The sequence below is a fragment of the Paracoccus sp. SY genome (assembly GCF_002901215.1).
GTDB lineage: Bacteria > Pseudomonadota > Alphaproteobacteria > Rhodobacterales > Rhodobacteraceae > Paracoccus > Paracoccus acridae.
Map to the genome: position 1 here is coordinate 1 of NZ_NWMQ01000085.1, position 5,758 is coordinate 5,758.

Consider the following 5,758-nt stretch of genomic DNA (forward strand, 5'->3'; position numbering starts at 1 on the left):
ACCACGTTGCAGGGAATGCCCCGCCGCATGGCGGCATAGCTGAGGCAGGAGGCGTGGTTGCCCGAGGAATGCGTGGCCACGCCCCGGGCGGCCTGCGCCTCGTCCAGGCCGAAGACGGCGTTGGCCGCGCCGCGCACCTTGAAGGCGCCGGGCTCCTGGAAGTTCTCGCACTTGAAGAACAACCGCGCCCCCGTCAGCTCGTCGAGATAATCCGAGGTGCGCACCGGCGTGCGCCGGATATGAGGCATGATGCGCTCATGCGCAGACAGCATGTCCGCGTAGGTGGGGATATACATGGCATCCTTCATTACGCGGCCTTCTGCATGGCGGGAACGCTTTGACGGTAATGGTCCTGCGCGGCGGCGACGCCCTTGCCCAGCGTCACGGGCAGGCCCAGATCCGCCATGACCATTTCCGCCGTGGCGATGCCCGACAGCGCCATCACGTCGGTCAGGCTGCCCAGGTGGCCGATGCGGAACACCTTGCCCGCGACATCGCCAAGCCCGGTCCCGAAAGCCACGCCATAGGCGTTCAGCGCGTGGCTGACGATCCTGTTGGCATCGAAGCCTTCCGGGACGCGGATGGCGCTGACGCTGTCGGAATAAAGCTCGGGCCGCTTGGCGCAAAGCTGCATCCCCCAGGCACCGACGGCGCGGCGCACGCCCTCGGCGATGCGGTGGTGGCGGGCAAAGACGTTCTCGAGCCCCTCGTCCAGCAGCATGTCGCAGGCGACGTTCAGGCCGTTCAGCAGCCCGACCGGCGGCGTGTAGGGATAGCCGTTGTTGGCATAGCTTTTCGCCATGTCGCGGATGTCGAAGAAGGTGCGCGGCAGTTTCGCGGTCTCGACCGCCGCCATCGCCTTTGGCGAGAAGCCCACGATGGCAAGGCCGGGGGGCAGCATGAAGCCCTTCTGGCTGCCGGTCACGGCGATATCGACGCCCCATTCGTCCATGCGGAAATCATAGCACCCGATGGAGGAAACGCCGTCCACGAACAGCAGCGCCGGATGGCCTGCGTTGTCCAGGGCACGGCGGACGGCGGCGATGTCGCTGCGCACGCCGGTGGCGGTTTCGTTATGCGTCGCCAAGACGACCTTGATCTGGTGGCCCTTGTCGGCGGTCAGGATCTCCTCGAACCGGTCGGCCGGTATGCCCTCGCCCCATTCCTGGGTGACGACCTGCACGTCCAGACCGTGGCGCTGGCACATGTCGATCCAGCGGTGGCTGAACATGCCGTTGCGCGTGGCCAGGACCTTGTCGCCGGGCGACAGCGTGTTGGTGATCGCGGTTTCCCACCCGCCCGTCCCGGTCGAGGGGAAGACGAAGACCTGTCCCTGGGTGGTCTTCAGCACCTTCTTCACCCCTTCCAGCGCCGGATGCAGGATGCGTCCGAAGACCGGGCTGCGATGGTCGATCGTGGGCATGTCCACGGCCTTGCGCAGCACTTCGGGGATGTTGGTTGGGCCGGGAATGAACACGGGATTCTGGCTGGTCATGGCTGTTCCTCCTCTGATAAGCGCAGAATACCACTTGCGGCCAGATGCCACAATTTTTCTGGAAATGTTTTCCATTTTGGCGTTAAAAGCCGAAATAGCGTGAAAGACCATGCGCTTGCCATTTTTCAGATGGCGCGCTGGATTTTCGCGGTTTTGGCAATGTATTCTTTAGAAAAGGGCGAAAATGTCTGAACCCACCCGTCGCCGGGGTCGCCCCCGCAGCGCCAAGGACCAGGGCGGCACCGTGCAGGTGCTGGATCGCGCCCTGGACATGCTGGACCTGCTGGCCACGCATCCCGGCCTGACCCTGTCCGAGGTCGCGGACCGCATCGGCCAGCCACCTTCGACCGTTCATCGGCTGCTTCATTCGCTGGCCGCGCGCGGCATGGTGGAAAGCGATCCTGCCACGCAGGCCTGGAACATCGGCGCCGCGACCTTCCGGCTGGGATCGGCCTTCATGCGCAGGTCGGGGATCGTCGAACGTGCGCGCCCCATCCTGCAGGCGCTGATGAAGCATACGGGGGAAACGGCGAACCTGGGCATCCTGAACGGCGATGCGGTGCTGTTCGTCAGCCAGGCGGAAACCCATGAAACCATCCGCGCCTTCTTTCCGCCCGGCACCCGGTCGCCCCTGCACGCGTCGGGCATCGGCAAGGCGCTGCTGGCCTATGGCCGGCCCGAGACGCTGCGCGCCTATCTGGACGGTCCCGGGCTGACCCGCTTCACCGAAAGGACGCTGACCACGCCCGAGGCCCTGACCGAGGACATGGCGCGGATCCGCGCGCGTGGCTTTTCCTTCGATGACGAGGAACGGACGCGCGGGATGCGCTGCATCGCCGCCCCGGTCTTCGACCTGACCGGAGAGGCGATTGCCGGCGTCAGCGTCAGCGGCCCCACGCACCGGATCGGGAACGAGCATGTCAAGACGCTGGGCGCGGTCGTGACCTCTGCCGCGGCGGAACTGAGCCAGGCGATGGGTGGATAGGCAAAAAGGCCTCGCAGTTGCCTGCGAGGCCTGTGGTCAGGGGTTGTTCGTGCGGATCAGTGGCCGCCGAAGAAGGCGAACTTGATCACGAACAGCGCCGCCACGATCCAGGTCGCGGCATGGACCTGGGACACCTTGCCCGTCAGCAGCTTGATCACGGCATAGCTGATGAAGCCGAAGGCCAGGCCGTTGGCGATGGAATAGGTCAGCGGCATGATCAGCGCGGTCAGGACGGCGGGGGCGGCTTCGGTCACGTCCTCCCAGTCAAGCTCGGCCAGTTCGCGCACCATCAGCGTCGCGACATACAGAAGCGCGGGCGCCGTGGCATAGGCGGGCACAGATCCGGCCAGCGGCGCGAAGAACATCGCCAGCAGGAACAGCACCGCCACCACAAGCGCGGTCAGGCCCGTCCGGCCCCCCGCCTGGACGCCGGACGCGCTTTCGACATAGGCCGTGGTCGAGCTGGTCCCCAGCATCGACCCCACGGTGATCGCGGTCGAATCCGCCATCAACGCGCGCGACAGGCCGGGATTGGTATGGGCCGGGCCTTCCTTCAGCAGGCCCGCGCGCTTGGCGACCCCGATCAAGGTGCCGGTGGCGTCGAAGACCTCGACCAGGACCATGACCAGGATGACGTGGAAGATGCCAAAGCCGATCGCACCCCAGACATCCAGTTGCAGCAACGTCGGCGCGATGGACGGGGGCATGGACATGATGCCGCCGAACTGGCTGACGCCCAGCAGGATCGCGGCCACGGTGATGACCAGGATGCCGATCAGGATCGCGCCCGTCACCCGCATCGCATCCAGCGCCACGATGATGAAGAAGCCCGCGATGGTCAGCAGCGTGCCCGGGTTGGTCAGGTCACCCAGCGTGACCAGCGTCGCTGGGCTGTCCACCACGATCCCCGACGATTGCAGGGCGATGATCCCCAGGAACATCCCGATCCCCGCGGCGACCCCGCTGCGCATCGACACGGGGATCCCCGCCACCAGCCAGCGCCGGATCCCCGTGGCCGACAGGAACAGGAAGATCAGGCCGCTGATGAAGACCGCCCCAAGCGCCTGCTGCCAGGTGAAGCCCATCGCGCCGACGACGGTAAAGGCGAAGAAGGCGTTCAGCCCCATGCCGGGCGCCATGCCGATGGGCCAGTTGGCCCACAGCCCCATCACGGCCGATCCGATGGCCGCAGCCAGGCAGGTGGCGACAAAGACCGCATTGCTGTCCATGCCCGTCGTTGACAGGATCGATGGGTTGACGAAGATGATATAGGCCATCGTCAGGAATGTGGTGATGCCAGCGATCACCTCGGTCCTGACGGTGCTGCCGTGCTGCGACAGCTTGAAGTAGCGTTCCATGGATTCCCTCCCGCGCGGCTCCTCCGGCCGCAATTCTGGCGCAGCTTATGGGGGCCTTGATCGGCGGAACAATCATCCCCATCCCGCAAGTCTTTCAATGGCTATTTGAAACCGCGGGCGATCTTTTCCGATTCGTTGATACAGAATTCCATCCCTGCCCGCTTGCCGTGCAGGCCGCGACGCGATTTGCTGTGGTCAAGCTGCCACAGAAAGGACGTCCGATGCGCTACAGCCGCGACTTGCGAGGATATGGCGAAACCACCCCCGATCCCCAGTGGCCCGGCGGCGCCAGAATCGCGGTGCAGATCGTCCTCAACTACGAGGAAGGCGGCGAAAACAGCATCGAGCATGGCGACGCGGCATCCGAGGCCTTCCTGTCAGAGATCATCGGCGCCCAGCCCTGGCCGGGCAAGCGGCACTGGAACATGGAATCGATCTATGACTATGGCGCGCGGTCGGGCTTCTGGCGCCTGCACCGGATGCTGCGCGACATTCCCGTGACGGTCTATGGCGTGGCGACCGCGCTGGAACGCAGCCCCGAACAGGTGGCCGCCATGAAGGCCGCCGGGTGGGAGATCGCGACCCACGGGTTGAAATGGATCGACTATCGCGACATCCCGCGAGAGGTCGAGGCCCAGCACATCGCCCAGGCGGTCGAACTGCACACCCGCGTCACCGGGGAACGCCCGCGCGGCTTCTATCAGGGCCGCTGTTCGATGAACACGGTGGCGCTGGGCTGCGAGGAAGGCGGCTTCGAATACCTGGCCGACACCATCGCGGACGAACTGCCCTATTGGCATGTCCACAACGGCAAGCCGCAGTTGATGGTCCCCTATACGATGGACGCCAACGACATGCGCTTTTCGTCGGGCCAGGGCTTCGGGACCGGCACGGATTTCTTCGACTATCTGCGCGACAGCTTCGACATGCTTTACGCCGAAGGCGCGGCGGGCGCGCCCAAGATGATGTCGATCGGCCTGCATTGCCGCCTGGCCGGGCGTCCGGGCCGCGCGATGGCGGTCCAGCGGTTCCTGGACCATGCGCGCAGCCACGAAGGCGTCTGGTTCGCCTCGCGCCTTGACATCGCGCGGCATTGGGCCGAGGTGCATCCCTTCCAGCCGCGCCAGCGTCCGTCGGAAATGTCGCGCGAGGATTTCGTCGCGAAATTCGGCGGCATCTATGAACATTCGCCCTTCATCGCCGAACGGGTCTGGGACGGGGAAATGGGCGCGGTCCATGACAGCGCGGCGGGTCTGGCGGCGCGCATGGCGCAGGTCTTCCGTTCTGCATCGGACGAGGAACGCCTTGGCGTGCTGATCGCCCACCCGGATCTGGCGGGCAAGCTGGCGCAGGCCAAGCGGCTGACGGCGGACAGCACCGCCGAACAGGCCAGCGCGGGGCTGGACAGCCTGACGGATGACGAACGCGCGACCTTCACGCGCCTCAATGACGCCTATGTCGCCAAGCACGGCTTTCCCTTCATCATCGCCGTGCGCGACCACGACAAGCTGGGCATCATGGCCGCCATGCAGGCCCGCATCGACAATGACACCGCGACCGAGCGCGCCGAGGCCGAACGCCAGGTCACCCGCATCGGCGAGCTTCGCCTGAAAGAGGCCCTGAAATGACCGACATGACCCCAGACCTCCCCCCCGCGGGTGCGCCGACTGGCGACGTGGCGCCTGTGCCGCGCGCGGCGGTGCAGCCCACGCCTTATGCCGGCCCGGTGGCGGGGCTGCCGCCGCAGACCGGCATGACCACCGACACGGCCGTCTTCACCGAGGCCTATGCGGTCATCCCCCGCACCGTGATGCGCGACATCGTCACCTCCTACCTGCCCGGCTGGACGGGGATGCGGATGTGGATGATCGCCCGGCCCTTGTCGGGCTTCGCCGAGACCTTCAGCCAGTACATCGTCGA

5 protein-coding genes and 1 pseudogene are annotated in these 5,758 nt (G+C 65.9%); 3 read left to right on the forward strand and 3 right to left on the reverse strand.

All coding sequences use genetic code 11. The features are described from left to right. The coding region (locus CK944_RS21120) for a pyridoxal-phosphate dependent enzyme (protein WP_146038743.1) at positions 1-308 on the reverse strand (308 nt) is incomplete at its 3' end. Beyond that, positions 308-1,495 carry an L-aspartate--glyoxylate aminotransferase BhcA gene (gene bhcA, locus CK944_RS21125; RefSeq protein WP_103175029.1) on the reverse strand — a complete coding sequence of 396 codons (1,188 nt, stop codon included), beginning with the start codon at positions 1,493-1,495 and terminating at the stop codon, positions 308-310. The genes bhcA and CK944_RS21120, both read right to left, overlap by 1 nt. Positions 1,496-1,679: 184 nt before the next feature. On the opposite strand from bhcA, the gene bhcR reads away from it, so the two are divergent. Further along, positions 1,680-2,480, forward strand: a complete 801-nt coding sequence (gene bhcR / locus CK944_RS21130; protein WP_103175030.1) for an HTH-type transcriptional regulator BhcR — start codon at positions 1,680-1,682, stop codon at positions 2,478-2,480. A gap of 56 nt (positions 2,481-2,536) precedes the next feature. On the opposite strand, the gene CK944_RS21135 is transcribed toward bhcR, so the two are convergent. Continuing rightward, positions 2,537-3,838: an NCS2 family permease gene (locus CK944_RS21135; RefSeq protein ID WP_103175031.1), complete on the reverse strand. Its 1,302-nt coding sequence runs from the start codon at positions 3,836-3,838 to the stop codon at positions 2,537-2,539. Between the two features lie 221 nt (positions 3,839-4,059). On the opposite strand from CK944_RS21135, the gene puuE reads away from it, so the two are divergent. Together puuE and CK944_RS21145 are read left to right on the forward strand one after the other, a co-directional pair. Beyond that, a complete protein-coding gene (gene puuE, locus CK944_RS21140; RefSeq protein WP_103175032.1) occupies positions 4,060-5,466 on the forward strand; it encodes an allantoinase PuuE in 1,407 nt (468 codons plus the stop codon). A gap of 5 nt (positions 5,467-5,471) precedes the next feature. Continuing rightward, positions 5,472-5,758, forward strand: a pseudogene (locus CK944_RS21145) (hypothetical protein); the annotation flags it as partial.

Bases quoted from the DNA above. Each gene is read 5' to 3' on its own strand.
- bhcA (WP_103175029.1), bottom strand. From the start codon at position 1,495: ATGACCAGCCAGAATCCCGTGTTCATTCCCGGCCCAACCAACATCCCC.
- bhcR (WP_103175030.1), top strand. From the start codon at position 1,680: ATGTCTGAACCCACCCGTCGCCGGGGTCGCCCCCGCAGCGCCAAGGAC.
- CK944_RS21135 (WP_103175031.1), bottom strand. From the start codon at position 3,838: ATGGAACGCTACTTCAAGCTGTCGCAGCACGGCAGCACCGTCAGGACC.
- puuE (WP_103175032.1), top strand. From the start codon at position 4,060: ATGCGCTACAGCCGCGACTTGCGAGGATATGGCGAAACCACCCCCGAT.